This is a genomic window from Pseudomonas entomophila, from assembly GCF_013523165.1.
GTDB classification, from domain to species: Bacteria; Pseudomonadota; Gammaproteobacteria; order Pseudomonadales; family Pseudomonadaceae; genus Aquipseudomonas; species Aquipseudomonas entomophila_A.
Genome location: NZ_JAAMQI010000007.1, coordinates 184,544 through 211,279 on the forward strand (window position 1 = coordinate 184,544; position 26,736 = coordinate 211,279).

A 26,736-nucleotide genomic window follows, 5' to 3' on the forward strand; every position below is an offset into this window, starting at 1 on the left:
CCCCGTCAACGACCGTGGTGGCCTGTGTGGTCACTCTCAGCGCCGGCAGCCCATACAAACAGCTTTGCAAGAGGCTCCGCAGAAACGAAAAAGCCCCGTCGCGTGACGGGGCTTTTCCAGCGACAACGCGATCAGGCCGCGACGACGCTCACGTAACGACGATTGAACTCGCCTTTCTTCTCGAACTTGATCACGCCTTCGATCTTGGCGAACAGGGTGTGATCCTTGCCCATGCCAACGCCGTAACCGGCGTGGAACTGGGTGCCGCGCTGACGCACGATGATGTTGCCGGCCTTGATGACCTGGCCGCCGTACATCTTCACGCCCAGGCGTTTCGATTCTGAGTCGCGACCGTTACGGGTACTACCACCAGCTTTTTTGTGTGCCATGGTTCAATTCTCCAAAAAATTCAGGGTTCGAGGCGATTAAGCCTGAATACCGGTGATTTTGATCTCGGTGAACCACTGGCGGTGGCCCATGCGCTTCATGTGGTGCTTACGACGACGGAACTTGATGATGCGAACCTTGTCGTGACGGCCTTGCGAAATGACTTCGGCAACGACCTTGGCACCGGCGACGACGGGTGCACCGATGGTGACGTCGTCACCGTTGGCAACCAGCAGAACGCGATCGAAGGTCACGGATTCGCCAGTGGCGATCTCGAGCTTCTCGATCTTCAGGTATTCACCTTCGGCGACTTTGTATTGCTTGCCACCGGTAACAATTACTGCGTAAGACATGGTATTTCTCCGATAATCCTGCTCACCCAGCGCTTTATGGGATAAGTATTGGCTGGCATGGCTGCACGGGGCTGGAACGGCCCGGTGCAATTGCGTAAGGCAGGTGCTGCCCAGGAAAGTTAGGGTGCGCGATTGTACGCAACCGGTGGCCGGCACGCAAGTCTCGCCCCGCCGCCCTGCCCCGCGTGCCTTGACACACCGGGACCTGCGACCTAGCATGCCGCGCAACCTCAATGGAGCAATCGATGCAACCCCAGACCTTCTATCGCGCGGTGGCCGAAGATTTCAGCGCCGTCGATGAGATCATCAAGCAGCAGCTGACGTCACGCGTGCCGCTGGTATCGAAGATCGGCGACTACATCACGTCGGCCGGGGGCAAGCGTCTGCGGCCCTTGCTGGTGCTGCTCTGTGGCAAGGCCCTGGGCCGCGAGGGCGACGACCTGCGTCTGCTGGCAGCGACGATCGAGTTCCTGCACACCGCCACCCTGCTGCACGACGACGTGGTCGACATGTCCGGCATGCGCCGTGGCCGCTCCACCGCCAATGCCCTGTGGGGCAACGCACCCAGCGTGCTGGTCGGCGACTTCCTCTATTCGCGCTCGTTCGAGATGATGGTCGAGCTGGGCTCCATGCCGGTCATGCAGATCCTCTCCCGGGCCACCCGGGTGATCGCCGAGGGCGAAGTGCTGCAGCTGTCGCGGGTACGCGATGCCAGCACCACCGAAGAGGTCTACATGGAGGTCATCCGCGGCAAGACCGCCATGCTGTTCGAGGCGTCCACCCACAGTGCCGCGGCCCTGGCCGGCGCCAGCGCCGAGCAGTGCGAAGCCTTGCGCACCTTCGGTGACCACCTGGGCGTGGCTTTCCAGCTGGTCGACGACCTGCTCGACTACAAGGGCGACTCCGACACCCTGGGCAAGAACGTCGGCGACGACCTGGCCGAGGGCAAACCGACCCTGCCGCTGATCTACACCATGCGTGAAGGCTCGCCCGAACAGGCCGCGCTGGTCCGTCAGGCGATCCAGAAAGGCGGCCTCGAAGACCTCGAGCGCATCCGAGCCGCGGTCGAGGTCTCGGGCGCCCTGGACTACACCGCACGCCTGGCGCGCGACTACGTGGCCCGCGCCATTGCCTGCCTCGAAGTGCTGCCGGCCAGCGAATGCCGCGATGCCCTGGTGGAACTGAGCGAGTTCGCCGTCGCCCGTACGCACTGATCCTGCCGCGTCTCGGCCTGCCCGAGACCGCCTGTACGCCTGATCGATCATGACGGGCGTATCCCTTCGCGGGCAAAACCTCATATAATGTGCGCCTTTTTTCGCCCACCTTCGAGGAACCCCCGTGAGCACCTTGCCACCCTGCCCCCACTGCAACTCCGAATACACCTACGAGGATGGCACCCAGCTGATCTGCCCCGAGTGCGCCCACGAGTGGTCCGCCGTCGCGTCCGACGAAGCCTCTGACGAGGTGGTGAAGAAGGATTCGGTCGGCAACGTCCTGCAGGACGGCGACACCGTCACGGTGATCAAGGACCTCAAGGTCAAGGGCTCGTCCCTGGTGGTCAAGGTCGGCACCAAGGTCAAGAACATCCGCCTGTGCGATGGCGACCACGACATCGACTGCAAGATCGACGGCATCGGTGCGATGAAGTTGAAGTCTGAGTTCGTGCGCAAGGTCTGAGGCCTCTGCCGGCAAGGGCTGCCGACCCGGTGGCCCCTGATCGTCCCGCAAGGGGCACCCGGCAGGGCGACATGAAAAACGCCAATAGGGGCTTGCTATTTAGCGAATAAGAATTATTCTCATCGGAACGTGTTTTCGAGGAGACCTCTCATGACCTACCTGATCGATGCCTGGCTGGACCGCCCTCACCCTTACCTGCGCATCCTGCACCGAGAGACCGGCCGTGTGTGCGCCGTGCTCGAGGAAGAAGCGCTCGACGAGCTGCGTGAACAGGGCGACCTGGACCTTGGCTGCCTGAACTCCAGCGAACCGAGTGCCCTCAAGGAAATGGTCAGGAACCTGTTCCTGTTCAGCTACGCCCGCGCACTGCGGCCTGGCGGGCACCACTGGCACTGAGTGACGTTGCGTCACCTGCCTGCCCAGGCCGGAACCAGGCCGGCCCGATCGAACACCGATCGGCCGACCCGTCTCGCTCGAAGCTTACAGAACGTCGAGCAGCTCGACGTCGAACACCAGCACGCTGTGCGGCGGGATGCTGCCTGCGCCCTGGGCACCGTAGGCCAGCTCGCTCGGCACGTGCAGGCGCCATTTGCTGCCGGCGTTCATCAGTTGCAGCGCTTCGGTCCAGCCTGCGATTACACCCGTGACCGGGAATTCGATCGGCTGGCCGCGCTCGTAGGAGCTGTCGAACACGGTCCCGTCGATCAGGGTGCCGTGGTAATGGGTGCGCACGGTGGCTTCACGGCCTGGCTTGGCGCCGTCGCCGGTGGCCAGCACTTCGTACTGCAGGCCCGATGGCAGGGTGATCACACCTTCACGGGTGGCGTTGTCGGTCAGGTACTGCTTGCCCACGGCTGCTGCGGCTTCGGCCTTGGCGGCAGCTTCGGCCTGCATGACTTCGCGGATGACCTTGAAGCTGGCCGACAGGTCGGCTTCGCTGACACGGCTGTCCTGACCGTTGAACGCATCGGTCAGGCCCAGCAGGATCGCCTCGAGGCTCACGCCCGGTGGCGGGTTGTCGCGCAGCTGGCCACCCAGCTGACGGCCGATGCCGTAGCTGACGCGGGATTCGTCGGTGGACAGGTTGATTTCGGACATGCACGTGCTCCGCTGCGGGGCGTCAGCACGCTGCGCCCCTGATGAAATGGGCCCGCAGCCTAGCACACTGCGGGTGACGCATCAGCTACCAGGCCGACCGTTGCGAGATCGGCACCTTGAGCACGTTGCGCGGGTGTTCGCCCAGGCCGCACATCTCGTCGTAGGCCGACGGGTGGACCAGGTGCATCGGGACATCGGGAAGCGTCTGCACCAGCTGGCGAATGTGCTCGACCGAGCGTGCGCGCAAGCGTGTGCCGCCTGTGTCCTTGATCGGACAGACACGCTCGTCGATCAGGGCCTCGAGCAGGTAGTCGCCGCCCTCGATGGAGATCACGTTCAGTTCGCGGACACGGCCGGCCTGGATCTCGAGGTCGAGTTGCTGAAGGTTCATGGGACGCCCTCGCTGGAGTGGGAGGGGCATTGTTGCCAGGATTCGAGAGAAAGGACAACGGGCATGCGGTGTTGCAGTGGGAGTCCGCCCCTTGCCCTGGCGCTGCGCTGTCGCACAGAGCACATGACGATCACCGGCAGGGCTCGGAGGCTTTATCGCCGATCGATTTCCAGGGTCGCTCCCCCATGACCACGTTGCAGTGAGACCAGCTGTCAGAGCCTTGTGTGCGGGCTTGCCCGCGATAGCGTCCGGTCCTTCACCGCCTGCATCGCGGGCAAGCCCGCTCCCACAGAGGATTGCGTCGGCCTGTCGGACTCGCAAGGCGGTTCGACGTGCAGGCCTGCGGGGCAGGCGCTGAATGGGTCGGCCCTGTGGCTGGCAAGCCGGCTCTGACGTCAGCGCCCCCGATCACGGGTGCGCAGCGGTTTCTCAATGCTTGGTCAGCTTGTCCAGGTACCCCATCACGAACGCCGAGACCACGAACGTCATGTGGATGATCACGTACCACATCAGGTAGTCGGTGGTGATGTTCTGAGCATCCATGAACACCCGCAGCAGGTGGATCGAGGAGATGGCCACGATCGAGGCGGCGACCTTCATCTTCAGCGAGGACGAGTCCATCTTGCCCAGCCAGTTGAGCTTCTCCTTGCTCTCGTCGATGTCCAGTTGCGAGACGAAGTTCTCGTAGCCGGAGATCATGACCATCACCAGCAGGCCACCGACCAGCGACATGTCGATCAACGACAGGATCACCAGGATCAGGTCGGCCTCGCTCAGGGCGAAGACATTGGGCAGGACATGGATCACTTCCTGGAAGAACTTCAGCGCCAGGGCCAGCAGGCCCAGGGAAAGACCGAAATAGATCGGTGCGAGCAGCCAGCGCGAGGCATACATCGCGTTTTCGAGGATACGTTCCATTGCAGCGTCATACTCGTGGAGGGCGAAAAACGAGCGCGAGTATAGCCACCCCGTCCCCTTCAGAGAAAGCCTGCGCTGCTGTGCCGCAGCCCTCGAGGCTCACGCGTCGGGGTGAAACTGGTAGTCGCCCAGGTGACGGCAGCGTTCGCCGTTGATGCGGCGCAGCTGGGCCTGCAGGTGCGTGCACCAGATCTGCGGGCCCTCAGCGACTTCGTAGCCATGCACGGTCAGGCTCTCGAGGATGGCATCGAGCACCGATTCAGCGACCTGCGGGCCGTGGAACGGGCCCTGGGCCTTGATCGCCGAGGGTTGCTCACCGGCCATGCCAGCGGCGAACAGCAATGTCCACAGGCCGGTGTCGCCGGCCAGGGGGCGAATGCTGCACTCGATACGGGTCACCAGGCCCAGGCACTGGCGGGTCAAGCTGAGGTTGCGCATGGTCGCGTCTCCCTCGTTCAGGCCCCAGATCCATGACAAGGGGCAGGCGGCCTCCTGCCTGGAGACCGAGGACGTCGTGACCTGAGCATAGAAGAGGCGTCGCGAAGCCGCGAGCCTGGCGCCAGACGGTCGAGCCGTCCGCGCCACGAGCCTGGCTCTGACTTACTGGGGCTGAGCCTGTGCCAAGGCCTCCTCGAGCCGGTCCTTCTCGGCTTCCTTGATGTCCTCCTCGCTCACCATCTCGGCGATGACGCGCAGGCGCTCGACCACGCGGGCGTTGATGCTGCCCTCGGGGAATTCGCCCTGATCGTCCGGCGCGCCGGCCGGTTCGCCCACCAGCAGGCTGAGGGCCTCGTCGGCCTGGCTGACCGCATAGACATGGAAACGCCCCGCCTCCACCGCCTGCAACACCCGCTCGTCGAGCATCAGCGTGGCGACGTTGGCGCGCGGGATGATGACGCCCTGCTCACCGGTCAGGCCACGGGCCTCGCACAGCCGGAAGAACCCTTCGATCTTCTCGTTGACGCCACCGACCGCCTGCACTTCGCCGAACTGGTTGATCGAGCCGGTGATGGCGAAGCATTGCTTGAGCGGGGTCTTGGACAAGGCCGAGATCAGCGTGCAGACCTCGCCCAGCGAGGCGCTGTCTCCGTCCACGTAGCCGTAGGACTGTTCCAGCGCGATGCTGGCGGAAATCGCCAGCGGGAATTCCTGGGCATAGCGGCTGCCCATGTAGCCGGTGAGGATCATCACGCCCTTGGAGTGGATCGGCTGCCCCAGGTTGACCTCGCGCTCGATGTCGACGATGCCACTGCCGCCGGGGTAGACGGTGGCCGAGATCCGCGCCGGGACGCCAAAGGCCGAATCGCCGACTTCGAGCACGGTCAGGCCATTGCACTTGCCGATGGCCGCGCCGTCGGTGTCGATCAGGATGATCCCGGCGAGCATGTCGTCGAGGATCCGTGCCGACACCCGCCCGGTACGCGTGGCCTTGGCGCGCAGGGCGCGGTCGATGTGCCCTGCGTCGGTGGTGGCGTCGTTGGCCAGCTGGCGGATGAAGTCCGCTTCGCTGACCAGCTGGAACAGGTCGCCGATCCGCGCCGACAGGCGCTTCTGGTTCTCGGCCAGGCGCGCGCTGTAGGTCGCCAGGCGTGCGACCGCATCGGCGGTCAGCGGCGCCATGCCTTCCTCGTTGGTGCGCGTGCGCAACAGCTGGGCGAACTGCTCGAGGTTCTCGTCGAGCATGGGCATGTCTTCGTCGAAGTCGACCAGCACCCGGAACATCTCCTGGAACTCCGGGTCGTTGTCCTGCAACGCGTAGTAGAGCTGTCGCGACCCGATGATCACCACCTTGACGCTCAGCGGGATCACCTGCGGCGCCAGTGTCACCGTGGCCACGCGGCCCAGTTCGCCCAACGGCGACTCCATCTTCAGCTTGCGTGACTGCAAGGCACGCTTGAGCGCCTCCCAGACGAACGGTTCGCCCAGCATCTTCTCAGCTTCCAGCACCAGGAAGCCGCCATTGGCGCGGTGCAGGGCCCCCGGCCGCAATTGCCGGTAGGAGGTCGACAGTGCGCCCTGGTCGGTGCTGTATTCGATACGCCCGAACAGGTTGTCGTAGGTCGGGTGAGGCTCGAACACCACCGGTGCGCCGCCCTTGGCCGGGTGGCCGACCACCAGGCTCGGGGCGTACTGGTCCTCGAGCAGCTTGCGCGCCGCAGCGTCGGTCTTGCTGTCGTCGACCAGCTGCTCGACCACGGTACGCAGCAGGTTCAGCTGCATGGCCTGCAGGTAGGCGCACACGGCTGCGTTTTCCGCGTACGTCTCGGACAGCGGCGCCAGTAGCGGCTGCAGGGCCAGGGTGATGGTCTCTTCGTTGAGCTCGCGCAGCTGGTTGTTCGATTCGCGCTTCCACTGCGGCAGGCTGGCCAGCTCTTCGTTCAGGCGCTCCTCGAGGGCCGCGATGTCCTGGTGGAACTGCTCGCGCACCGCCTCGGGCAACTGGGCGAACTCGGCCTCGTCCAGTGCCTTGCCGTCGCTCATCGGCGTGAAAGCGACGTTGCTGGCGTCACGGTACAGCGCCACGTCCTTTTCCAGGGACGCGCGCTCGATGATGTCCAGGGCGCGGTCATAACGCTGATTGAAAGCGCGGTCGATGGCGCCCTTCTTCTGCTGGTACGAGGGGTGTTCGAAGACGGCCGGGAAGGTCGCCACCAGGTTGCCGATCAACGTGTTGATGTCGGCGATGAACGCATGGGCGCTACCGGCCGGCAATTCCAGGGCACGCGGCTCGCGCAGGTCGTCGAAGTTGTTGACGTAGACGCGGTCGGCCGGCGTCTGCTGGCGCTTGCCTTCGGCGTTCAGGTAGCGTTTGACGAAGGAGAAGCGACCGGTCCCCGGCTCGCCCATCACATACACGTTGTACCCAGGGCGCGGCATGGCCACGCCGAACTGCAAGGCCTCGACCGCACGCTCCTGGCCCAGCACACCTCGAAACGGCTCCAGGTCGTCGGTACTCGAAAAAGCAAACTGGTCGGCGGAAAAACGCCGGGTCAGGGCATGAGGTTCAAGACGCAGACTCGCAGCGACAGAATCGGGCATTGGGCTTCCTTGGTTCGCGGGCAGATGACGGCATTCTGGCGCCGCATGCGCGCGCCTTGCAAGGTGCCGAGACGCTTTATGTCACCGACGCAAGGGCCGTGCGTTCAAGGAAATTTTCACATCCCGGTACGCAACCTTTGGAACATGCCTAAACTCCAACTTGCGCGGGAAGGCGAATCGCTTGCCCCATCCGGCAGCCGATGTTGTCGGGTCCATGACCTTTGGCATGTTTACTGATAAAGAGAACAAAGCTATGAAACGGATTCTTCTGGGTACGCTGTTCACCGTCGTTTCGATCAACGCCATGGCCGAAGCGCCAGGTGGTCCGAACTGCGGTTGGGGCAACATGTTGTTCGAAGGCCAGCGTGGCACCCCTGCCCACTTCCTGGCATCCACCACCAACGGCACCTCGGGCAACGCCACCTTCGGCATGACCTCCGGCACCAACGGCTGCTCGACCAACTCCGCGCTGACCTACGGCGGCAAGTCCTGGCTGGCCATGAACGGCATGATGAACGAACTGTCCGAAGACATGGCCCAGGGCCAGGGCGAAGCCCTGACCACCTACGCCGTGGTCATGGGCGTGGCCCCTCAGGACCGCGAGCGCTTCGCGGCCGTGACCCACGACCACTTCCAGCAGATCTTCAGCAGCGCCGACGCGACTGCTGAAACCGTTCATACCAACACCCTGGCTGTCCTGAAAAACGACCCGCAACTGGCCAAGTACGCGACCGAGGCCTGAGTCCTGCCCAACCCGCCCTGCACGACAGGGCGGGTTCGTGCATTCTATCGGCACTTTCCTGACTAGTTGCCCGACATGCTCAAACGCCTTTGCCTGCTGGCGCTCAGCGTCAGCCCCTCGCTGCATGCCGCACCCTCCATCGATCACGCTCGCTTGCAACAGCTCGCCGCCCTGCCCTACTGGATTGCCCTGGGGCACTACGAAAGTGGCAAGCTCGGCGGTTGGCGCAGCTATGTCGACGATCCCAAATTCTTCCTGGCCGACGATGGCGCTCACCACCCCGAGCGTGAACTCGACGCCACGGTGCAGGCCCTCTATGCCCCGGCAAGCCTGGGCAACCGGCACGCCCAATGCGTGTTTCCGGCGCGCACCCGCTGGTTGCGCGAGCAGCTCGCCCTGCGCGACCTGCCGCAGCCGGTCTGCAGCGATTACCGGACCTGGTACGACGATGTCGCTCCGCACAGCGCCGCCCTGATCTTCCCGGCGGCCTACCTGAACAGCCCGTCGTCGATGTTCGGGCACACCCTGCTGCGCATCGACCAGGCCGACACGCACAGCAACCAGACCTCGCTGCTCAGCTATGCCATCAACTTCGGCGCCTACATCGAAGGCAACGACAACAGCATCCTGTATGCCTGGAAAGGCCTGGCCGGTGGCTACCCCGGGCTGTTCGCCCTGATGCCCTACCAGGCCAAGCTGTCGGAGTACCGCAGCCTGGAAAACCGTGACCTGTGGGAGTACCAGCTGAACCTGACGCCCGAAGAGACCGGGCGCATGGTCGAGCACGTCTGGGAGCTGCGGCAGGTGCAGTTCGACTATTTCTTCTTCGACGAGAACTGCTCCTACCGTCTGCTGGAGCTGCTGCAAGTGGCACGCCCCAGCCTGGACCTGACGTCGCAGTTCCCGCTCACCGCCATCCCGACCGACACCGTCAAGGCGGTCAAGCAGGCGGGGCTGGTGGCCGACACCCGTTATCGACCGTCCCGCGAACGCGAGCTGCTGGCCCGCGCAGAACCGCTCGATGCCGACGAGACCCAGCAGGTGCTGGCCCTGAGCGCCGATACCCAGCACCTGCAGGCGCCGGCCTTCACCGCCCTGCCCCGCGAGCGTCAGGCTTTGATCCAGGACACGGCCTATCGCCTGGAGCGCTACCGCGCCAATGGCCAGGAGCGCGACCCGGCCCAGGCGGCACGCAGCTTCGAGCTGTTGCGGGCGATCAACCGCAACCCGCCACCGCCGCTGGAAGTCGAAAGGCCCGGCCTGCCGGAAGAAGGTCACCAGTCGCGCACCTGGCAGCTGGGCGTCGGTACCCGTGACGATCGCGCCTATGCCGAGTATGGCCTGCGCATGGCCTACCATGACCTCAACGACAACGCCTACGGCTTCCCGCTGGGCGCGCAGATCGAGATCCTGCAGCTCAAGGTGCGCCAGTACGAAGGCAACGAGTGGCAGGTGCAACGGCTGGACCTGGCCACGATCCGCTCGCTGACGCCACGCAACGACCTGCTCAAGCCGTGGTCCTGGCAAGTGGCCGGTGGGCTGGAGCGCGTGCCGGGCAAGCACGACGACGAGGTGCTGGTCAGCCACGTCAATGGCGGCGCCGGGGGTACCTGGCAGTTGGGCGAGGATGTGCTGGGCTTCGCCTTGGGCACGGTGCGCCTCGAGCACCACAACGACTTCGCCGAGTTCGTCTCGCCCGCCACCGGGTTCAATGGTGGCGTGCTGTGGCGCAACGGCCTGGGCAACCTGAGCCTGGAGGCCAAGGGCGATTTCTTCACCAATGGCGAAGTGCGTCGCAGCCTGAGCCTGAATCAGCAGTGGGAAATTTCCCGCAACCTGGGCCTGCGCCTGAGTGCCAAGCGCGAGTTCAGCCACCTGGCGTCGGCACAGAACGAAGTGATGCTGGAAATGAAGTGGTATCACTACTGAAGCACAATGGCGCGCGGGTGGGTCCAACCAACGAAGCGCATCGTCTACGCCAGGCGGTGCGCAACGTCGTTCGAAGGATCAGGAGGTCAACATGAGTCGCGCATTCGTCAACGAAGACCAGGCGGCCGCCCAGGCCAACCCGCCGGTGGAGCGACGCATCAGCGATCAGCCCAACCAGGTGACCGCCAATGGATATGCCCAGTTGCAGCAGCGCGTGGCCGAACTGTCGGCGCAGCGCAGCGCGCTGCTGGCACACGGGGACGCGGTGGACACGTCACAGGTGGCCGACAGCGAGCGCGACCTGCGCTATTTCACCGCGCGCTTGCAGAGTGCCCAGGTCGTGCCTGCACCGACACCCGGCGGCAAGGTGCAGATCGGCAACCGGGTGCGCTTCCTCGATGAGGATGGTGTCGAGCATGCGGTGCAACTGGTCGGCGAAGACGAAGCCGATGCCGCGCAAGGGCGGGTGAACTGGGGATCGCCCCTGGGGCGGGCGCTGCTGGGCGCGGCCGCGGGGGATGAAGTGAGATGGCGCAGGCCGGCAGGCGACCAGACGATCGAGATCGTCGCCATCGAATAGCAGGCAGGTCTTGCACAAGCGAGTCGCAGGGCGTCGGCGCCCTGTGTTCAGGCGAAACCGACGTCGGCTTCATCGCGGGCAAGCCCGCTCCCACAGGGCCCGGCGCCATGCCTATGACGACCTGAGGATTGCCCCCGCTCTGTGGGAGCGGGCTTGCCCGCGATGGGGCCGCGGTGCGGCCCCTGCGTTTCACGTCTTTCGCCTTACGGTCAGACCACACCCTGCGCCAGCATGGCATCGGCCACCTTGACGAACCCGGCGATGTTGGCACCCTTGACGTAGTTCACGCGACCATCGGCCTCTTCCCCGTAGTGCACGCACGCCTGGTGGATCGACTGCATGATGCCGTGCAGCTTGCTGTCCACCTCCCCGGCGGTCCACAGCAGGCGCATGGCATTCTGCGACATTTCCAGGCCCGAGACGGCCACACCGCCCGCATTCGAGGCCTTGCCCGGCGCGAACAGGATGCCGGCGTCGATGAACAGGTCCACGGCCTCGAGGGTCGTCGGCATGTTCGCGCCTTCGGCGACGCACAGGCAGCCATTGCCGAGCAGGGTACGGGCAGCCTGGACGTCGAGTTCGTTCTGCGTGGCGCACGGCAGGGCGATGGTGCACGGCAGCGACCATGGCGTCTGCCCCTGGCGGAACTCCAGCCCCAATGCTGCCGCCAACGTGCTGAGCCGCCCGCGCTTGACGTTCTTCAATTCCAGCACCGCATCCCACTGCGCCTCGGTCAGGCCCGATTCGCAATACAGCGTGCCTTCGGAGTCGGACAGCGAAATCACCTTGCCGCCCAGGTCCATGACTTTGCGTGCCGCATACTGGGCCACGTTGCCCGAACCGGAAATGGCCACGCGCTGGCCGTCGAAGCTCAGCTGCCGGCGCTTGAGCATCTGTTCGGCGAAGTACACGCAGCCGTAGCCCGTGGCTTCCGGGCGGATCAGGCTGCCGCCATAGCTCATGCCCTTGCCCGTCAGCACCGAGGTGAACTGGTTGGCCAGGCGCTTGTACTGCCCGAACATGAAACCGATCTCGCGAGCGCCGACCCCGATGTCCCCCGCCGGAACGTCCACGTCCGCACCGATGTGACGGTACAGCTCGCTCATGAACGCCTGACAGAAACGCATGACCTCGCCGTCGCTCTTGCCCTTCGGGTCGAAGTCCGAGCCGCCCTTGCCACCGCCCATCGGCAGCGAGGTCAGCGAGTTCTTGAAGACCTGCTCGAACGCCAGGAACTTGAGCACGCTCAGGTTCACCGACGGGTGGAAGCGCAAGCCACCTTTATAGGGGCCGATGGCGCTGTTCATCTGGATGCGGTAGCCGCGGTTGACCTGGACCTTGCCCTGGTCATCGACCCAGGACACGCGGAACAGCACGGCGCGCTCCGGCTCGACCATGCGCTCGAGAAGGCCGGCGTTCAGGTAATGCGGGTTGGCTTCGAGAAACGGCCAGAGGGTGCGCAGCACCTCTTCGACCGCTTGATGAAATTCGGGCTGGGCCAGGTCGCGCTGCTTGAGGCGGGCCAGGAAATCGTCGACAGATTCAGTCATGGAGGCATCTCACCACGTCGGGATTGTAGTTGTTGGTTTCCTCGACTGTAGCAAGAACCTTTCGCACCGCAACAGGGCGTGATGTCGTTTTTATGAAATTTTTTGGTGCATTTCTGTAACTGTATGCCAGAGGAGGCGCCAAAAGTGCCGAATCATGTCGCTTTCAGGCACAAAAATGGGGCCATCAAGGCCCCATTTTCATCCATCGGCGATGGACGCTTACTGCGCCAGCTTCTTGTGACGCACACGGTGCGGTTGCGCTGCGGCATCGCCCAGGCGTTTCTTGCGATCGGCTTCGTATTCGGTGTAGTTACCCTCGAAGAAGACCACGTTGGAGTCGTCTTCGTACGCCAGGATGTGGGTGGCCACGCGGTCGAGGAACCAACGGTCGTGGGAAATCACGATGGCCGCGCCCGGGAAGTCCAGCAGGGCCTCTTCCAGCGAACGCAGGGTCTCGACGTCGAGGTCGTTGGACGGTTCGTCGAGCAGCAGGACGTTGCCGCCCTCCTTCAGGGTCAGGGCCAGGTGCAGGCGGCCACGCTCACCACCGGAGAGGTCCTTGACGAACTTCTGCTGGTCGCCGCCCTTGAAGTTGAACCGGCCGACGTAGGTGCGCGACGGGATCTCGTAGCTGCCGATGCGAATCTGGTCGGAGCCGTCGGAGATCTGCTGGAACACGGTCTTGCTGCCGTCGAGGTCCTCGCGGCTCTGGTCGACGCAGGCCAGCTGGACGGTTTCGCCGATCTCGATGCTGCCGGAGTCCGGTTGCTCCTTGCCCATCAGCATGCGGAACAGCGTCGATTTACCCGCGCCGTTGCCGCCGATGACGCCGACGATGGCACCCTTGGGCATGGCGAAGGACAGGTTCTCGATCAGCACGCGATCGCCATAGCCCTTGCTGACGTTCTTGAACTCGATGACCTTGTCGCCCAGGCGCGGACCGGCCGGGATGTAGATCTCGTTGGTTTCGCTGCGCTTCTGGAATTCCTGCGACTGCATTTCCTCGAAGCGCGCCAGACGGGCCTTGGACTTGGACTGACGAGCCTTGGCGCCTTTGCGCACCCACTCCAGCTCTTCCTTCATGGCCTTCTCGTGGGCGCTCTGCTGCTTGGACTCCTGCGCCAGACGATCGGACTTGGCTTCCAGCCAGCCCGAGTAGTTGCCTTCGTACGGAATGCCCGCGCCACGGTCCAGTTCGAGGATCCAGCCGGCGACGTTGTCGAGGAAGTAACGGTCGTGGGTGATGGCCACCACGGTGCCGGGGAAGTCGTGCAGGAAGCGCTCGAGCCAGGCGACCGAGTCGGCGTCCAGGTGGTTGGTCGGCTCGTCGAGCAGCAGCATGTCGGGGGCCGAGAGCAGCAGGCGGCACAGGGCCACACGGCGTTTCTCACCACCGGACAGGTGCTCGATCTTGGCCTCCCAGGCTGGCAGGCGCAGGGCGTCGGCAGCCACTTCGAGCTGGCGTTCGAGGTTGTGGCCGTCGGCGGCCTGCAGGATCGATTCGAGCTTGGCCTGCTCGGCGGCGAGCTTGTCGAAGTCGGCGTCCGGCTCGGCGTAGGCGGCATAGACCTCGTCCAGGCGCGCCTGGGCATCCTTGATCACGCTGACGGCCTCCTCGACCACCTCGCGCACGGTCTTGCTCGGGTCCAGCTGGGGCTCCTGGGGCAGATAGCCGACGTTCAGCTCGGGCATCGGACGGGCTTCGCCGTCGAACTCCTTGTCGACCCCGGCCATGATGCGCAGCAAGGTGGACTTGCCCGCGCCGTTCAGGCCCAGTACGCCGATCTTGGCGCCCGGGAAGAACGACAGGGAGATGTTTTTCAGGATTTCCCGCTTCGGCGGCACGACCTTGCTCAGCCGATGCATGGTGTAGACGTATTGAGCCAAAACCAAGCCCTCTCTCAGATAGGTGAAGACATCGACGACGATCCCGGCCCGGTGACAGGCCAGCGGGAAGGGCCGTGTACAGAATATCGGTGGACAAAGGCGTCCATTCTACGCCAAGACGCGCCCTTGCACAGAAGGACACGCCGGGCGTGGTGGTCAGACCTGCCGCTGGCCTGCCTTGCCGCGTGGCAGCCGGCAGCGGTCGCGCTGGGCGGCCAGTTTCAGCGCCCAGGCGGCCTTGACGCTGACACCGCCAGCGGCGCTCGAGGGCGTGGCATCGGTCACAGGCGCCCTGGTGACGGGGCGTGGTGTGGCGACGACCTGGGTGGCGCGGCCAGACGCGGCAGACGGCTTTGTGACGGTCGAGGTGGCCGAAGGCGCTTCACGGCTCACGGACTGACGCAGGTCGGCCAGCGAAGGCGACTTGCGCACGCTGGCGGTGCCGGCGGCCGGTCGCGCCAGGCTGCGCTGGCATGACTTGCAGGAAACCGAAGCCGCGTCGGCCGTGCCGAGCAAGGTCGCGCTGCTGCGCCCGCAGGCGGCGTCGAGGCCATTGAGGGAGTAATGAGTCACCAAACCGTACATCTCCAAGCATTCATGAACAAAGCAGGTGGTGCGGCAAGGACAGGGCCGGGATGGTACCCGTTGCTCCGTCGGCTGGCCGCAGCACCGAAAGCGCGCGCATTTTCGCACAGGTCGCGCCTCATCCCGAAACCCGCACCCGACGAACGCCACGATTTGCCCCCGCTGGCCACTGGCACTTTGCCACAATTGCGGGCATGCTAGCGCCCCGGCCGGGCCGGCAGTCGTCCGTCCGCGAAACCCGCCTTGCCCGATCTTTCCCTGCCCCGTTCGCCAATCGCAGGATCGACGCGTGACCAACCTCAAGCAACCGCTTCCGCCGCGATCGGCTGACCCTGTGGCCGTCAGGCCGTTGCGTGGTTCACTGAAAAGCGCCTTGGCCGCACTGGCACTGATCCTGCTCGGGCTGCTGCTGTGGCAACTGTTCAGTCAGTTCCAGCAGACTCAGCGGACGCTGCGCGAGCAAGTCATGGGCGAGACATCGGAACTGGCCGATCACATGAGCCTGAACCTGGCGCTCAAGGCCCAGCAGGCGATCAACCTGATCCAGCCCTACAGCCAGGCGCCCGCGCCGTCGACTCTGCCGGTCCTGCTGAGCGGCCTGCAGGGGCGTCTGCCGTTGCTGCGGCACATGGCCTGGCTGGACAGCCGAGGGCGCATCCAGGCCGACAGCCTGGGCCTGAGCGATGACCAGCAGCAGGTGCGCGACTACGTTTCGCTGATCCAGGGGCGGCAGTATTTCTATGGCAATTCCAAGGATAACGGCCTGATCTACCTGCTGCTGCGTCAGCCGACCGGCCATGGTCATGGCTACTGGCTGCTGCGCTTCGAGAAGGCGTACTACCAGGAACTGACCCGCCCCCTGGAAAACCCCAGCCAGCCAGCCTGGCAACTCGAGAACGGTCGTACGGGCCAGGTGCTGGGCGGCCGTGCGGTCGACGGGCGCACCGACGCGCCATTGCACAGCGTGATGCTGGCCTTCATCGACAACAGCGCCTGGCAGTTGCGCGGCCTGTACGATGCGGCGGCCGTTCGCCAACAGCTGTTGCCGGCCCTGATCGGCAAGTGCCTGCTGGTGCTGTGCTGTGCACTGCTGCCCATGCTGGCGCTGATCAAGATGCGTCGTCGCCAGCTGGCACTGCACGAAGACCGGCGCCGCTACCAGGCGATTTTCGAGGGCACCGGGGTCGCGCTGTGCGTGCTCGACCTGTCCAGCCTGCCGAGCCTGCTCGAGCGCCATCACGTGCGCAACCCACGCGCGCTCAAGCAGAGCCTGGCGCTGGACCCTGAGCTGCGTCACGCCTTGCTGCGCGAACTGAGGGTCACCGAGATCAACGACGTGGCACGCCAGCTGCTCAACGTCGGCAGCCCTGAAGGCGCCTGGAGACGCCTGATCGATGGCAGTAATACGGGGCGCGACAGTATCGGTGCGCAACTGCTCGAAGCGCTGATCGACCAACGCACCGAGCTGGAACTCGAAGTGCGCCTGGCGACACCGCGCGACGGCGAACTGCACCTGTGGCTCACGGTCCGTCTGCCGCAGGCCCGAAACGACTACGCAGCGGTGATTCTCAGCATCAGCGACATCACCAGCCGAAAGCAGGTGGAGCTGTCCCTGCTCGAGCGCGAGCGGTTCTGGTCCAACGTGGTGCGTACGGTACCGGACCAGCTGTACGTTCAGGACGTACACAGTCAGGCGATGATCTTCAGCAACCGCCACCTGGGCCACACGCTGGGGTATGACCGCGCCGAACTGACGCAGATGGGTGATCGCTTCTGGGAACTGCTCCTGCACCCGGACGATGCCGTCGACTTCAGGTTGCTGCGCCAGCGCCAGCACGACAGCGGTCACGATGAAGCCCTGCATTGCCAATTGCGCTTCCGCCACCGGGACGGCAAGTGGCGCTGCTACGACATCCGCGAACATGTGCTCACCCGTGACGGCGCTGGCCTGGCCACACGGATCATCGGTGTGGGCAAGGATGTCACGGTGCAGCTGGAGGCCAGCGAGTCCTTGCGTCATAGCGAGCGTCGCTACCGGATGCTCGCCGAAAGCATCAGCGACGTGATCTTCTCCACCGACTGCGCCCTGCAGCTCAATTACGTCAGCCCGTCGGCCACGACGGTGCTGGGGTATTCGCCCGAATGGATCTTCGAGCATGGCTGGCAGTCGACCGTCGCCAACCCGGCGCAGCTGACCGGGATCTTCACGTTCATGGCCCAGGTGCACGCCGCGCTGGACGATCCGGCGCAGCTGAGCCGCCTGCGCGCGCAGTTGCCGACGCCGCTGTACCTGTTCGACTGCCTGCGCGCCGATGGTCGCAAGATCCCGATCGAATTGCGCCTGGTGCTGGTCTGGGACGATCAGGAGCGCTTCGAAGGCATTCTCGGGGTCGGCCGCGACATCAGCCAACAGCGGCGCGCCGAAAAAGACCTGCGCATGGCCGCCACGGTCTTCGAGCACTCGACCTCGGCGATCCTGATCACCGATCCGGCCGGCTACATCGTCCAGGCCAACGAAGCGTTCAGCCGGGTCAGTGGCTACACGGTGGACGACGTGCTGGACCAGCGCCCGAGCATGCTGACCGTGGACGATCAGCAGCAGGCCCACCTGAGCTATGTACTCAAGCAGCTGCACCAGCGCGGCAGCTGGGAGGGCGAGGTGTGGCTCAAGCGCCGCAGCGGCGAACACTACCCGGCCTGGGTCGGCATCACCGCGGTGCTCGATGAGGAAGGCGACCTGGCCAGCTACGTCTGCTTCTTCACCGACATCAGCGAGCGCAAGGCCAGCGAGCAGCGTATCCATCGACTGGCCTACTACGACGCCCTGACCCACCTGCCCAACCGCACCTTGTTCCAGGACCGCTTGTACACCGCCCTGCAGCAGGCCGAACGGCACAAGTCCTGGGTGGTGCTGATGTTCCTCGACCTGGACCGCTTCAAGCCGATCAACGACTCGCTTGGCCATGCCGCCGGCGACCGCATGCTCAAGGACATGGCCGAGCGCTTGCTGGGCTGCGTGGACGATGACGACACCGTCGCGCGGATGGGGGGCGACGAGTTCACCCTGCTGCTGCAACCGCGGGCGACGCGGCAGATGGCCCTGACCCGCGCGATTCACGTGGCCGAGCACATTCTGGGCAGCCTGGTGCGGCCGTTCGTGCTGGAGAACCGTGAATTCTTCGTCACTGCCAGCATCGGGATCGCCCTCAGCCCGCAGGATGGCAGCGAGCTGAGCCAGCTGATGAAGAATGCCGACACGGCCATGTACCACGCCAAAGAGCGCGGCAAGAACAACTTCCAGTTCTACCAGGCCGACATGAACGCCAGTGCGCTCGAGCGGCTGGAGCTGGAGAGCGACCTGCGCCATGCGCTGGAGCAGGACGAGTTCGTGCTGTTCTACCAGCCGCAGTTCAGCGGCGACGGCAAGCGCCTGACCGGCGCCGAGGCCCTGCTGCGCTGGCGTCATCCACGGCGCGGGCTGGTGCCGCCGGGCGAGTTCATTCCGGTCATCGAAGAGCTGGGGCTGGTGGTGGACGTCGGCGACTGGGTACTGCGTGAAGCGACCCGTCAGCTCAAGGCCTGGCGCCAGGCCAACGTGCGCGTGCCGAAGGTGTCGGTGAACATTTCCGCGCGGCAGTTCTCCGACGGCCAGCTGGGTACGCGGATCGCCCACATCCTCGAAGAGACCGGGGTGCCGCCAGGCTGCCTGGAGCTGGAGTTGACCGAAAGCATCCTGATGCGCGAAGTCAACGAAGCCATGCTGATCCTCGACAGCCTCAAGCAGCTTGGGCTGAGCATCGCGGTGGACGACTTCGGCACGGGCTATTCCTCGCTCAACTACCTCAAGCAGTTCCCGATCGACGTGCTGAAGATCGACCGCACCTTCGTCGACGGCCTTCCCGAAGGCGAACAGGACGCCCAGATCGCCCGCGCCATCATCGCCATGGCCCACAGCCTGAACCTGGCGGTGATCGCCGAAGGCGTGGAGACGCACGAGCAGCTCGAATTCCTGCGCGAGCATGACTGCGATGAAGTGCAGGGTTACCTGTTCGGTCGCCCCATGCCGGCGGCGCAGTTCGAGTCGCAGTTCAGCAATGAGACGTTGTTCATGCTGGGGTAAAGCCAGAGCGGCAGCGGCGTCTCAACGTCCTGTCGACACCCGACGCACCGCACGACCGTCCGCTTGTAGCCTGGATTTCATCCCTGCCCCACCGCTCACCCGAAACATGAATCCCATTCATATGCCACCCGGGAAGCAATGGGGTAGAATGCCCGCCCAATCCAGCCCGATCCTTGAGGACCGCCATGTTCAGCCGTGATTTGACCATTGCCAAGTACGACGCCGAGCTCTCCAAAGCCATGGAGCAGGAAGCTCTGCGCCAGGAAGAGCACATCGAGCTGATCGCTTCGGAAAACTACACTAGCCCGGCCGTCATGGAAGCACAGGGTTCGGTCCTGACCAACAAGTACGCCGAAGGCTATCCAGGCAAGCGTTACTATGGCGGCTGCGAATACGTCGACGTGGTCGAGCAACTGGCCATCGACCGCGCCAAGGAGCTGTTCGGCGCCGACTACGCCAACGTCCAGCCCCATGCCGGTTCCCAGGCCAACGCTGCGGTCTACCTGGCCCTGCTGTCGGCAGGCGACACCATCCTGGGCATGAGCCTGGCTCACGGTGGTCACCTGACCCACGGCGCCAGCGTCAGCGCTTCGGGCAAGCTGTACAACGCCGTCCAGTACGGCATCGACGGCAACGGCCTGATCGACTACGACGAAGTCGAGCGCCTGGCCGACGAGCACAAGCCGAAGATGATCGTCGCCGGTTTCTCCGCCTACTCCCAGGTGCTGGACTTCGCGCGCTTCCGCGCCATCGCCGACAAGGTCGGTGCCTACCTGTTCGTCGACATGGCCCACGTCGCAGGCCTGGTCGCGGCTGGCGTCTACCCCAACCCGGTGCCGTTCGCCGACGTGGTTACCACCACCACCCACAAGACCCTGCGCGGTCCACGTGGTGGCCTGATCCTGGCGCGCGCCAACGCCGACATCGAGAAGAAGCTCAACTCCGCCGTCTTCCCAGGCGCCCAGGGTGGCCCGCTCGAGCACGTCATCGCTGCCAAGGCAATCTGCTTCAAGGAAGCCCTGCAGCCTGAGTTCAAGGCTTACCAGCAGCAAGTGGTGAAGAATGCCCAGGTCATGGCCGAGGTGTTCATCGAGCGCGGTTTCGACATCGTGTCCGGCGGCACCCAGAACCACCTGTTCCTGCTGTCGCTGATCAAGCAGGATATCTCGGGCAAGGACGCCGACGCCGCCCTGGGCAAGGCGTTCATCACCGTGAACAAGAACTCGGTGCCGAACGACCCACGCTCGCCGTTCGTCACGTCCGGCCTGCGCTTCGGCACCCCAGCCGTCACCACCCGCGGTTTCAAGGAAGCCGAATGCCGCGAACTGGCCGGCTGGATCTGCGACATCCTGGCCGACCTGAACAACGAAGCAGTCATCGACAGCGTTCGTGAGAAGGTCAAGGCGATCTGCAAGCGACTGCCGGTGTACGGTCACTGAGTGACAGCGTGCCGATGACACGCTTCGTACACTGAAGAGGGGCCGCCATGCGGCCCCTTTTTCATGTCATCTGGGCTCATGCTGCGGGCGCCCTGCCTGCCTCAGGCGTCGCGAGGTCGCGTGCGCATGGGCCGCCGCGGACCGACGCTGAGCGTCTGCTCTACCTCGCCTCGCTCAAGGCCTCGAACCCAGCCCGAATCGCCGCTTCCGGCAGGTCGTCAGCGATGAACACCAGGACGCTCTCACGGTGTTCGCCGTCCTTCCACTCGGCATCCCAGTCGAAGCCATACAGTTTCAGCACGCCTTGGAAGACCAGTCGACGCTCATCGCCGGCAATGTTCAGGACGCCCTTGTACCGCAGCAACTGCTTGCCGTGGTTTTCCAACAGCTCGTTCATGAAGTCGCTGAGCCGATCGATGTCCAGCGGGGCATCGGTGCGCAGCACCAGGGTCGCGATGCGGTCTGGGGTCGCCGGCTTGAGCAGGGGCCGCAACATCGGCTTGAGACTGCCGCCCACGTCCGTGTTGAGGTTGAAGCCGCGCACATCGAGCAACTCGGCCAGGTCGATGCGCCCCTGCTCGACCACGCGGATCGGCGCACGGCCGTTGATGCGGCCAAGCCGTTCGCGCAACGCCTCCACGGCCTCGGGCATGACCAGGTCGGTCTTGCTCAGCAGCAGACGGTCGGCAAAACCGACCTGGGCCTGGGCGATGGTCTGGGCCAGGTGCGTGTCGGCATGCGCCGCGTCTACCAGGGTGATGATGCCGTCGAGCAGGTAGCGCTCGCGCAGGTCTTCGTCGATGAAGAACGTTTGCGCCACGGGGGCCGGATCGGCCAGCCCGGTGCATTCGATGACCAGGCGGTCGAAGGCGATCTCGCCCGCGTCCAGGCGCTCGAGCAGCAGGTAGAGTGCGCGCGTCAGGTCACCGTGGATGCTGCAGCAGACGCAGCCGTTGGCCAGGGTCATCACTTGCACGGGTTCGTCGCCGAGCAGTTGGCTGTCGATGCCCGCTTCGCTGAACTCGTTCTCGATCACCGCCAGTTTCAGGCCGTGCTCGGCCTTGAGCATGTGCTTGAGCAAGGTGGTCTTGCCAGCGCCGAGGAAACCGGTCAGCACGGTGACCGGGATGGGGATGGGGTGTGCCATGGACATTGCGACTCCTGAAATGAAACGCGCCACGACGAGGCGTGGCGCGTGGTGTGACACAGGACTCAGCAGCAGCGGGTCGAGCCGTTGCCGCCGCCGTAGCGGGCTTCCTGGCGTTCGCGGAAGAACACCTCGTAGCTCATCACCGGCTTGTCCGGGTGCTTGGTCTGCATGTGTTCGACGTAGGTGTCGTAGTCGGGCATGCCGACCATCAGGCGGGCTGCCTGCCCCAGGTACTTACCCAGTCGACCGAGATCGTTGAACATCAGTGAACACCTCTAGCGTTATGCATCAGGCAAGGCCTGGAACGGGGTTTCCTTGTCGCTGCGCTCCTTGCGGCCCCAGGCGGCGTAACCGACCTTGAGGGCGAAGAACAGGATACTGAAGACCACGACCAGGAACAGCACGGTCAGACCGGCGTTGGTGTAGGCGTTGAAGATCACGTGCTGCATCTGGCCGATGTCCTTGGCCGGGGCCAGGACCTGACCGGCTTCCAGGGCCACGCTGTACTTGTTGGCCAGGGCCAGGAAGCCCACGGCCGGGTTCGGGTCGAACAGCTTGATCAGGCCGGCGGTGGTGGTGCAGATCAGCAGCCAGATGGCAGGCAGCAAGGTGACCCAGACGTAGCGCTGGCGCTTCATCTTGATCAGCACGACCGTGCCGAGCATCAGGGCGATGCCGGCGAGCATCTGGTTGGAGATGCCGAACAGCGGCCACAAGGTGTTGATGCCGCCCAGCGGGTCGATCACGCCCTGGTACAGCAGGTAACCCCACATCGCCACGCACCCGGCGGTGGCGGTCAGGTTCGCCGGCCACGAATCGGTGCGCTTGAGCGCCGGGACGAAGCTGCCCAGCAGGTCCTGCAGCATGAAGCGACCGGCGCGGGTACCGGCATCGACCGCGGTGAGGATGAACAGCGCCTCGAACAGGATCGCGAAGTGGTACCAGAACGCCATGGTGTTCTCGCCGGGCAGTACCTGGTGCAGGATCTGGGCGATCCCCACGGCCAGGGTCGGCGCGCCGCCAGCACGGGCCAGCACGGTGTGCTCGCCGATGTCGCGGGCCGTGGCTTCCAGTTGCTCAGGCGTGATCAGGAACCCCCAGCTGCTGACCGTCTGCGCCACCGACACGACGTCGGCGCCGACCACGGCAGCCGGGCTGTTCATGGCGAAGTACACACCCGGCTCGATGACCGAGGCGGCGACCATGGCCATGATGGCCACGAACGACTCCATCAGCATGCCGCCATAGCCGATGTAGCGGGCGTTGGTTTCGTTGTCCAGCAGCTTGGGCGTGGTGCCCGAGGAGATCAGCGCGTGGAAGCCGGAGACCGCACCGCAGGCGATGGTGATGAACAGGAACGGGAACAGGGTGCCCTTCCACACCGGGCCGGTGCCGTCGGTGAACTGCGTCAGGGCTGGCATCTTCAGTTCTGGCGCGATGATCAGGATACCGATGGCCAGGGCCACGATGGTGCCGATCTTGAGGAAGGTCGACAGGTAATCGCGGGGCGCCAGTACCAGCCAGACCGGCAGCACGGCAGCGACGAAGCCGTAGCCGACCAGCATCCAGGTGATCTGCACGCCGGTGAAGGTGAAGGCCGGGCCCCAGGTCGGGTCGGCGGCGACGACGCCGCCCAGCCAGATCGAGAGCAGCAGCAGGACCACGCCGATCAGCGAGATCTCACCGATCCGGCCAGGCCGGATATAGCGCATGTAGATGCCCATGAACATGGCGATCGGGATGGTCGCCATCACCGTGAACATGCCCCAGGGGCTTTCGGCCAGTGCCTTGACCACGATCAGCGCCAGCACCGCCAGGATGATGATCATGATCAGGAAGCAGCCGAACAGCGCGATGGTGCCCGGAATACGCCCCATCTCTTCGCGCACCATGTCGCCCAGCGAGCGACCGTTGCGACGCGTGGACATGAACAGCACCATGAAGTCCTGGACCGCACCGGCCAGCACCACACCGGCGATCAGCCACAAGGTGCCCGGCAGATACCCCATCTGCGCAGCCAGCACCGGCCCGACCAGCGGCCCTGCGCCGGCAATGGCGGCAAAGTGGTGACCGAACAGGATGTGCTTGTTGGTCGGCACGTAGTCCAGACCGTCGTTGTTGAGGACCGCCGGGGTCGCGCGACGCGGGTCGAGCTGCATGACCTTGGTGGCGATGAACAGGCTGTAGTAACGGTAGGCGACCAGGTAGATGGCCACTGCCGCGACGACGATCCACAAGGCATTGATCGCTTCGCCACGGCGCAGGGCGACCACGCCCAGCGCACCGGCCCCGAGGACCGCCAGCAGTAGCCATGGCAGATGGCGTAGCAGGCTATTATTGTTGTTCATGGTTTACTTCCACTGATGGATTGGAAAAGACCGCCCAGCGAGTCTAGGGCGAGACTTGGCGCATTGCCACACCTGCTTTGGTCAAAGCCGTGCGCCGCTCTATCGAGCGCCCCTGGGGCCGATCCGTTCATTCCTGCTGGAAACCCTCTGGAGGGTCCGCTGCATGTCATCCCACGACGAACGCCGCCGCTTCCAACGCATCGCCTTCGATGCCACCACCCACCTGCGCCAGGGCGAACGAACCTGGGAGGCGCACCTGCTGGACCTGTCGCTCAACGGACTGCTGGTCGAGCGCCCCGCGCACTGGGACGCGGACCCGACGGGCGGGTTCGAGGCGGTGATCGAACTGAGCGGCAAGGAACGGGTGGCGATGCAGGTCGAGCTACGCCACGAGGAATCGAACCACTTGGGGTTCGCCTGCCAGACCATCGATGTGGACTCGATGACGCACCTGCATCGGCTGGTGGAGCTGAACCTGGCGGACCGCGAGGAGATGATGCGGGAGTGGGAGGCGCTGATCGAAGGGCATCGGCGGCGCTGAGGGTTGGGGCAGGCTGCGGGCTGCGCGCAAAAAGCGATCTGCCGGGCGCTCGTTCAGCGCCTGGTGCCTGGATCGCCTTTGCTGACACTCAGCCCTGCCTGTCCGCTTGCAGCGTGCAGCTCACTCCTCGAACAACGCATCCAACGCTTGTTCCAGCCGCGTCACGGCGATGACCTGCAGCCCGGCAGGCGCGTCCTTCGGCGCGTTGGCCTTGGGCACGATGGCGCGCTTGAAGCCGTGCTTGGCTGCCTCCCTGAGCCGTTCCTGGCCACTGGGGACAGGCCGGACCTCGCCCGACAGGCCGATCTCGCCGAACACCAGCAACCCGTGCGCCAGCGGCCGGTTGCGCAGGCTGGACATCACCGCCGCGAGCAGGGCCAGGTCCGAGGCGGTCTCGAGCACCTTGACGCCCCCGACCACGTTGAGAAAGACGTCCTGGTCGTGGGTCGGGATGCCGCCGTGACGGTGCAGCACCGCCAGCAGCATGGCCAGGCGGTTCGGGTCCAGGCCCAGGGTCACGCGCCGGGGGTTGGCCAGGTGACTGTCGTCCACCAGCGCCTGCACCTCGACCAGCATCGGCCGGGTGCCTTCCCAGGTCGCCATCACCACGCTGCCCGGCACCTCCTCCTGGGTCCGGTTGAGGAAGATGGCCGAGGGGTTGGAGACCTCCTTGAGCCCGCGGTCGGTCATGCCGAAGACGCCCAGCTCGTTGACCGCGCCGAAGCGGTTCTTCACCGCGCGCAGCAAGCGCAGGCGTCCATCGGACTCGCCCTCGAAGTACAGCACCGTGTCGACCATGTGTTCGAGCACCCGCGGGCCGGCCAGCGAACCTTCCTTGGTGACGTGGCCGACCAGGAAGATCGCCGTACCGCTCTGCTTGGCGTAGCGCACCAGCAGGGCTGTGCTTTCACGCACCTGGGCCACGCCGCCTGGCGCCGACTGCAGCTGCTCGGTGAAGATCGTCTGGATCGAGTCGATGACCATGACCCGCGGTTTTTCCTGCCGGGCCGTGGCGATGATGGTCTCGATGCAGGTTTCGGTCATCACCTTGAGCTGGTCCTGGGGCAGGCCCAGGCGCCGCGAGCGCATCGCTACCTGCTGCTGGGATTCCTCACCGGTGACGTAGAGCGCAGGCATGTGCGTGGCGATGTTGCACAGGGTCTGCAGCAGGATGGTGGACTTGCCGATGCCCGGGTCACCGCCGATGAGCACCACCGAACCATCGACCAGGCCGCCCCCCAGCACACGGTCCAGCTCGGTGCTGCTGGTGGTGAAGCGCGGGATTTCTTCTACGCTGACTTCTGCGAGGGTCTTGATCTGGGCCTGCTGGCCGGTCCAGCTGGCACGCCCGCTGGGAGCCGCTGCCGCCCCGCTTTCGAGCATGGTTTCCACCAGTGTGTTCCAGGCCCCGCATTCGCCGCATTGGCCAGCCCACTTGGGAAAGGTCGCGCCGCATTCCGTGCAGCCGTACAAACGCTTGGCTTTGGCCATGGTCGATCTCCCAGGGAAAACCGCCATGATAACCGAGCCGATGTGCCGTGAATGCGCCAGAAGGCGACAAAACTATTCGGCCTGTGTGCAGTCATTAACAGCTCAGCGGCGCATGACGCGCATGCAGTCCGTCTGAACCGCTTCGCCTTCTTCAATCGTCACAAGGAACACACCATGGGCATGCTCAAGGAATTCAAGGCCTTCGCGGTCAAAGGCAACGTCGTGGACATGGCCGTCGGTATCATCATCGGCGCCGCCTTCGGCAAGATCGTTTCATCCTTCGTCGGTGATGTGATCATGCCACCGCTGGGCCTGCTGATCGGCGGGGTCGACTTCAGCGACCTGGCCATCACGCTCAAGGCCGCTCAGGGCGACGTCCCCGCCGTGGTCCTGGCGTATGGCAAGTTCATCCAGACGGTGATCGACTTCATCATCATCGCTTTCGCCATCTTCATGGGCGTCAAGGCGATCAACCGCCTCAAGCGCGAAGAGGCCGTCGCCCCGAGCGCCC

24 protein-coding genes are annotated in these 26,736 nt (G+C 64.8%); 10 read left to right on the forward strand and 14 right to left on the reverse strand.

Features of this window, described 5'->3' with window-relative positions; all coding sequences use genetic code 11:
* Positions 1 to 131: 131 nt before the first annotated feature.
* Both rpmA and rplU read right to left on the reverse strand, forming a co-directional pair.
* The gene (gene rpmA / locus G7Z99_RS08055) at positions 132 to 389 is read right to left on the reverse strand and encodes a 50S ribosomal protein L27 (RefSeq protein ID WP_060392553.1); all 258 of its coding nucleotides are present in this window, start codon (positions 387 to 389) and stop codon (positions 132 to 134) included.
* A gap of 36 nt (positions 390 to 425) precedes the next feature.
* On the reverse strand, positions 426 to 740 hold the full coding sequence (gene rplU / locus G7Z99_RS08060) for a 50S ribosomal protein L21 (protein WP_060392552.1): 315 nt from the start codon (positions 738 to 740) through the stop codon (positions 426 to 428).
* 245 nt (positions 741 to 985) lie between these two features.
* Here rplU and G7Z99_RS08065 point away from each other — a divergent pair, with 245 nt between their 5' ends.
* From G7Z99_RS08065 to G7Z99_RS08075, 3 genes are all read left to right on the forward strand, one after another.
* A complete protein-coding gene (locus tag G7Z99_RS08065; RefSeq protein ID WP_181093037.1) occupies positions 986 to 1,954 on the forward strand; it encodes a polyprenyl synthetase family protein in 969 nt (322 codons plus the stop codon).
* A 124-nt stretch (positions 1,955 to 2,078) separates the two neighbouring features.
* Entirely contained in the window at positions 2,079 to 2,417 is a 339-nt protein-coding gene (locus tag G7Z99_RS08070; protein WP_181093038.1) for a zinc ribbon domain-containing protein YjdM, read from the forward strand.
* 150 nt (positions 2,418 to 2,567) lie between these two features.
* Positions 2,568 to 2,813 carry a PA4570 family protein gene (locus G7Z99_RS08075; RefSeq protein WP_181093039.1) on the forward strand — a complete coding sequence of 82 codons (246 nt, stop codon included), beginning with the start codon at positions 2,568 to 2,570 and terminating at the stop codon, positions 2,811 to 2,813.
* An 84-nt stretch (positions 2,814 to 2,897) separates the two neighbouring features.
* Here G7Z99_RS08075 and G7Z99_RS08080 read toward each other — a convergent pair whose 3' ends face one another.
* The 5 genes from G7Z99_RS08080 to G7Z99_RS08100 all read right to left on the reverse strand — a co-directional run bounded on the left by G7Z99_RS08080 (position 2,898) and on the right by G7Z99_RS08100 (position 7,863).
* Positions 2,898 to 3,515 (reverse strand): FKBP-type peptidyl-prolyl cis-trans isomerase, encoded by a 618-nt coding sequence (locus G7Z99_RS08080; protein ID WP_060392548.1) that lies wholly within the window; start codon positions 3,513 to 3,515, stop codon positions 2,898 to 2,900.
* A gap of 85 nt (positions 3,516 to 3,600) precedes the next feature.
* Positions 3,601 to 3,906, reverse strand: a complete 306-nt coding sequence (locus G7Z99_RS08085) for a DUF6482 family protein (protein ID WP_181093040.1) — start codon at positions 3,904 to 3,906, stop codon at positions 3,601 to 3,603.
* Between the two features lie 429 nt (positions 3,907 to 4,335).
* Positions 4,336 to 4,824, reverse strand: coding sequence for a TIGR00645 family protein (locus tag G7Z99_RS08090; RefSeq protein WP_144939451.1), 489 nt, complete (start codon positions 4,822 to 4,824; stop codon positions 4,336 to 4,338).
* A gap of 99 nt (positions 4,825 to 4,923) precedes the next feature.
* Positions 4,924 to 5,262 (reverse strand): PA4575 family protein, encoded by a 339-nt coding sequence (locus tag G7Z99_RS08095; RefSeq protein WP_060392545.1) that lies wholly within the window; start codon positions 5,260 to 5,262, stop codon positions 4,924 to 4,926.
* 162 nt (positions 5,263 to 5,424) lie between these two features.
* Positions 5,425 to 7,863, reverse strand: coding sequence for a Lon protease family protein (locus G7Z99_RS08100; RefSeq protein WP_181093041.1), 2,439 nt, complete (start codon positions 7,861 to 7,863; stop codon positions 5,425 to 5,427).
* 253 nt (positions 7,864 to 8,116) lie between these two features.
* On the opposite strand from G7Z99_RS08100, the gene G7Z99_RS08105 reads away from it, so the two are divergent.
* From G7Z99_RS08105 to G7Z99_RS08115, 3 genes are all read left to right on the forward strand, one after another.
* On the forward strand, positions 8,117 to 8,605 hold the full coding sequence (locus tag G7Z99_RS08105; RefSeq protein WP_060392543.1) for a DUF3015 domain-containing protein: 489 nt from the start codon (positions 8,117 to 8,119) through the stop codon (positions 8,603 to 8,605).
* Between the two features lie 75 nt (positions 8,606 to 8,680).
* On the forward strand, positions 8,681 to 10,534 hold the full coding sequence (locus G7Z99_RS08110) for an Lnb N-terminal periplasmic domain-containing protein (RefSeq protein ID WP_181093042.1): 1,854 nt from the start codon (positions 8,681 to 8,683) through the stop codon (positions 10,532 to 10,534).
* 91 nt (positions 10,535 to 10,625) lie between these two features.
* Positions 10,626 to 11,114, forward strand: coding sequence for a GreA/GreB family elongation factor (locus tag G7Z99_RS08115; protein WP_181093043.1), 489 nt, complete (start codon positions 10,626 to 10,628; stop codon positions 11,112 to 11,114).
* A 209-nt stretch (positions 11,115 to 11,323) separates the two neighbouring features.
* On the opposite strand, the gene gdhA is transcribed toward G7Z99_RS08115, so the two are convergent.
* From gdhA to G7Z99_RS08130, 3 genes are all read right to left on the reverse strand, one after another.
* Positions 11,324 to 12,664: an NADP-specific glutamate dehydrogenase gene (gdhA, locus tag G7Z99_RS08120; protein WP_181093044.1), complete on the reverse strand. Its 1,341-nt coding sequence runs from the start codon at positions 12,662 to 12,664 to the stop codon at positions 11,324 to 11,326.
* Positions 12,665 to 12,883: 219 nt separating this feature from the next.
* The gene (gene ettA, locus G7Z99_RS08125) at positions 12,884 to 14,551 is read right to left on the reverse strand and encodes an energy-dependent translational throttle protein EttA (RefSeq protein ID WP_181093068.1); all 1,668 of its coding nucleotides are present in this window, start codon (positions 14,549 to 14,551) and stop codon (positions 12,884 to 12,886) included.
* A 156-nt stretch (positions 14,552 to 14,707) separates the two neighbouring features.
* Positions 14,708 to 15,127 (reverse strand): hypothetical protein, encoded by a 420-nt coding sequence (locus G7Z99_RS08130; protein WP_181093069.1) that lies wholly within the window; start codon positions 15,125 to 15,127, stop codon positions 14,708 to 14,710.
* A 298-nt stretch (positions 15,128 to 15,425) separates the two neighbouring features.
* On the opposite strand from G7Z99_RS08130, the gene G7Z99_RS08135 reads away from it, so the two are divergent.
* Both G7Z99_RS08135 and glyA read left to right on the forward strand, forming a co-directional pair.
* A complete protein-coding gene (locus G7Z99_RS08135; RefSeq protein WP_181093045.1) occupies positions 15,426 to 19,256 on the forward strand; it encodes a bifunctional diguanylate cyclase/phosphodiesterase in 3,831 nt (1,276 codons plus the stop codon).
* Positions 19,257 to 19,441: 185 nt separating this feature from the next.
* Positions 19,442 to 20,695 (forward strand): serine hydroxymethyltransferase, encoded by a 1,254-nt coding sequence (glyA, locus tag G7Z99_RS08140; RefSeq protein WP_181093046.1) that lies wholly within the window; start codon positions 19,442 to 19,444, stop codon positions 20,693 to 20,695.
* Positions 20,696 to 20,855: 160 nt separating this feature from the next.
* Here the strand turns inward: glyA and yjiA are convergent, their stop codons facing one another.
* The 3 genes from yjiA to G7Z99_RS08155 all read right to left on the reverse strand — a co-directional run bounded on the left by yjiA (position 20,856) and on the right by G7Z99_RS08155 (position 24,193).
* A complete protein-coding gene (gene yjiA, locus G7Z99_RS08145) occupies positions 20,856 to 21,842 on the reverse strand; it encodes a GTPase (RefSeq protein WP_181093047.1) in 987 nt (328 codons plus the stop codon).
* 65 nt (positions 21,843 to 21,907) lie between these two features.
* A complete protein-coding gene (locus G7Z99_RS08150; RefSeq protein ID WP_060392535.1) occupies positions 21,908 to 22,108 on the reverse strand; it encodes a YbdD/YjiX family protein in 201 nt (66 codons plus the stop codon).
* 18 nt (positions 22,109 to 22,126) lie between these two features.
* A complete protein-coding gene (locus G7Z99_RS08155) occupies positions 22,127 to 24,193 on the reverse strand; it encodes a carbon starvation CstA family protein (protein ID WP_181093048.1) in 2,067 nt (688 codons plus the stop codon).
* A gap of 163 nt (positions 24,194 to 24,356) precedes the next feature.
* On the opposite strand from G7Z99_RS08155, the gene G7Z99_RS08160 reads away from it, so the two are divergent.
* Entirely contained in the window at positions 24,357 to 24,734 is a 378-nt protein-coding gene (locus G7Z99_RS08160) for a PilZ domain-containing protein (RefSeq protein WP_181093050.1), read from the forward strand.
* A 120-nt stretch (positions 24,735 to 24,854) separates the two neighbouring features.
* On the opposite strand, the gene radA is transcribed toward G7Z99_RS08160, so the two are convergent.
* Positions 24,855 to 26,225 (reverse strand): DNA repair protein RadA, encoded by a 1,371-nt coding sequence (gene radA, locus G7Z99_RS08165; RefSeq protein ID WP_181093052.1) that lies wholly within the window; start codon positions 26,223 to 26,225, stop codon positions 24,855 to 24,857.
* 174 nt (positions 26,226 to 26,399) lie between these two features.
* On the opposite strand from radA, the gene mscL reads away from it, so the two are divergent.
* Positions 26,400 to 26,736 (forward strand): large-conductance mechanosensitive channel protein MscL (gene mscL, locus G7Z99_RS08170; RefSeq protein ID WP_181093053.1); only part of this gene is annotated, 337 nt, incomplete at its 3' end.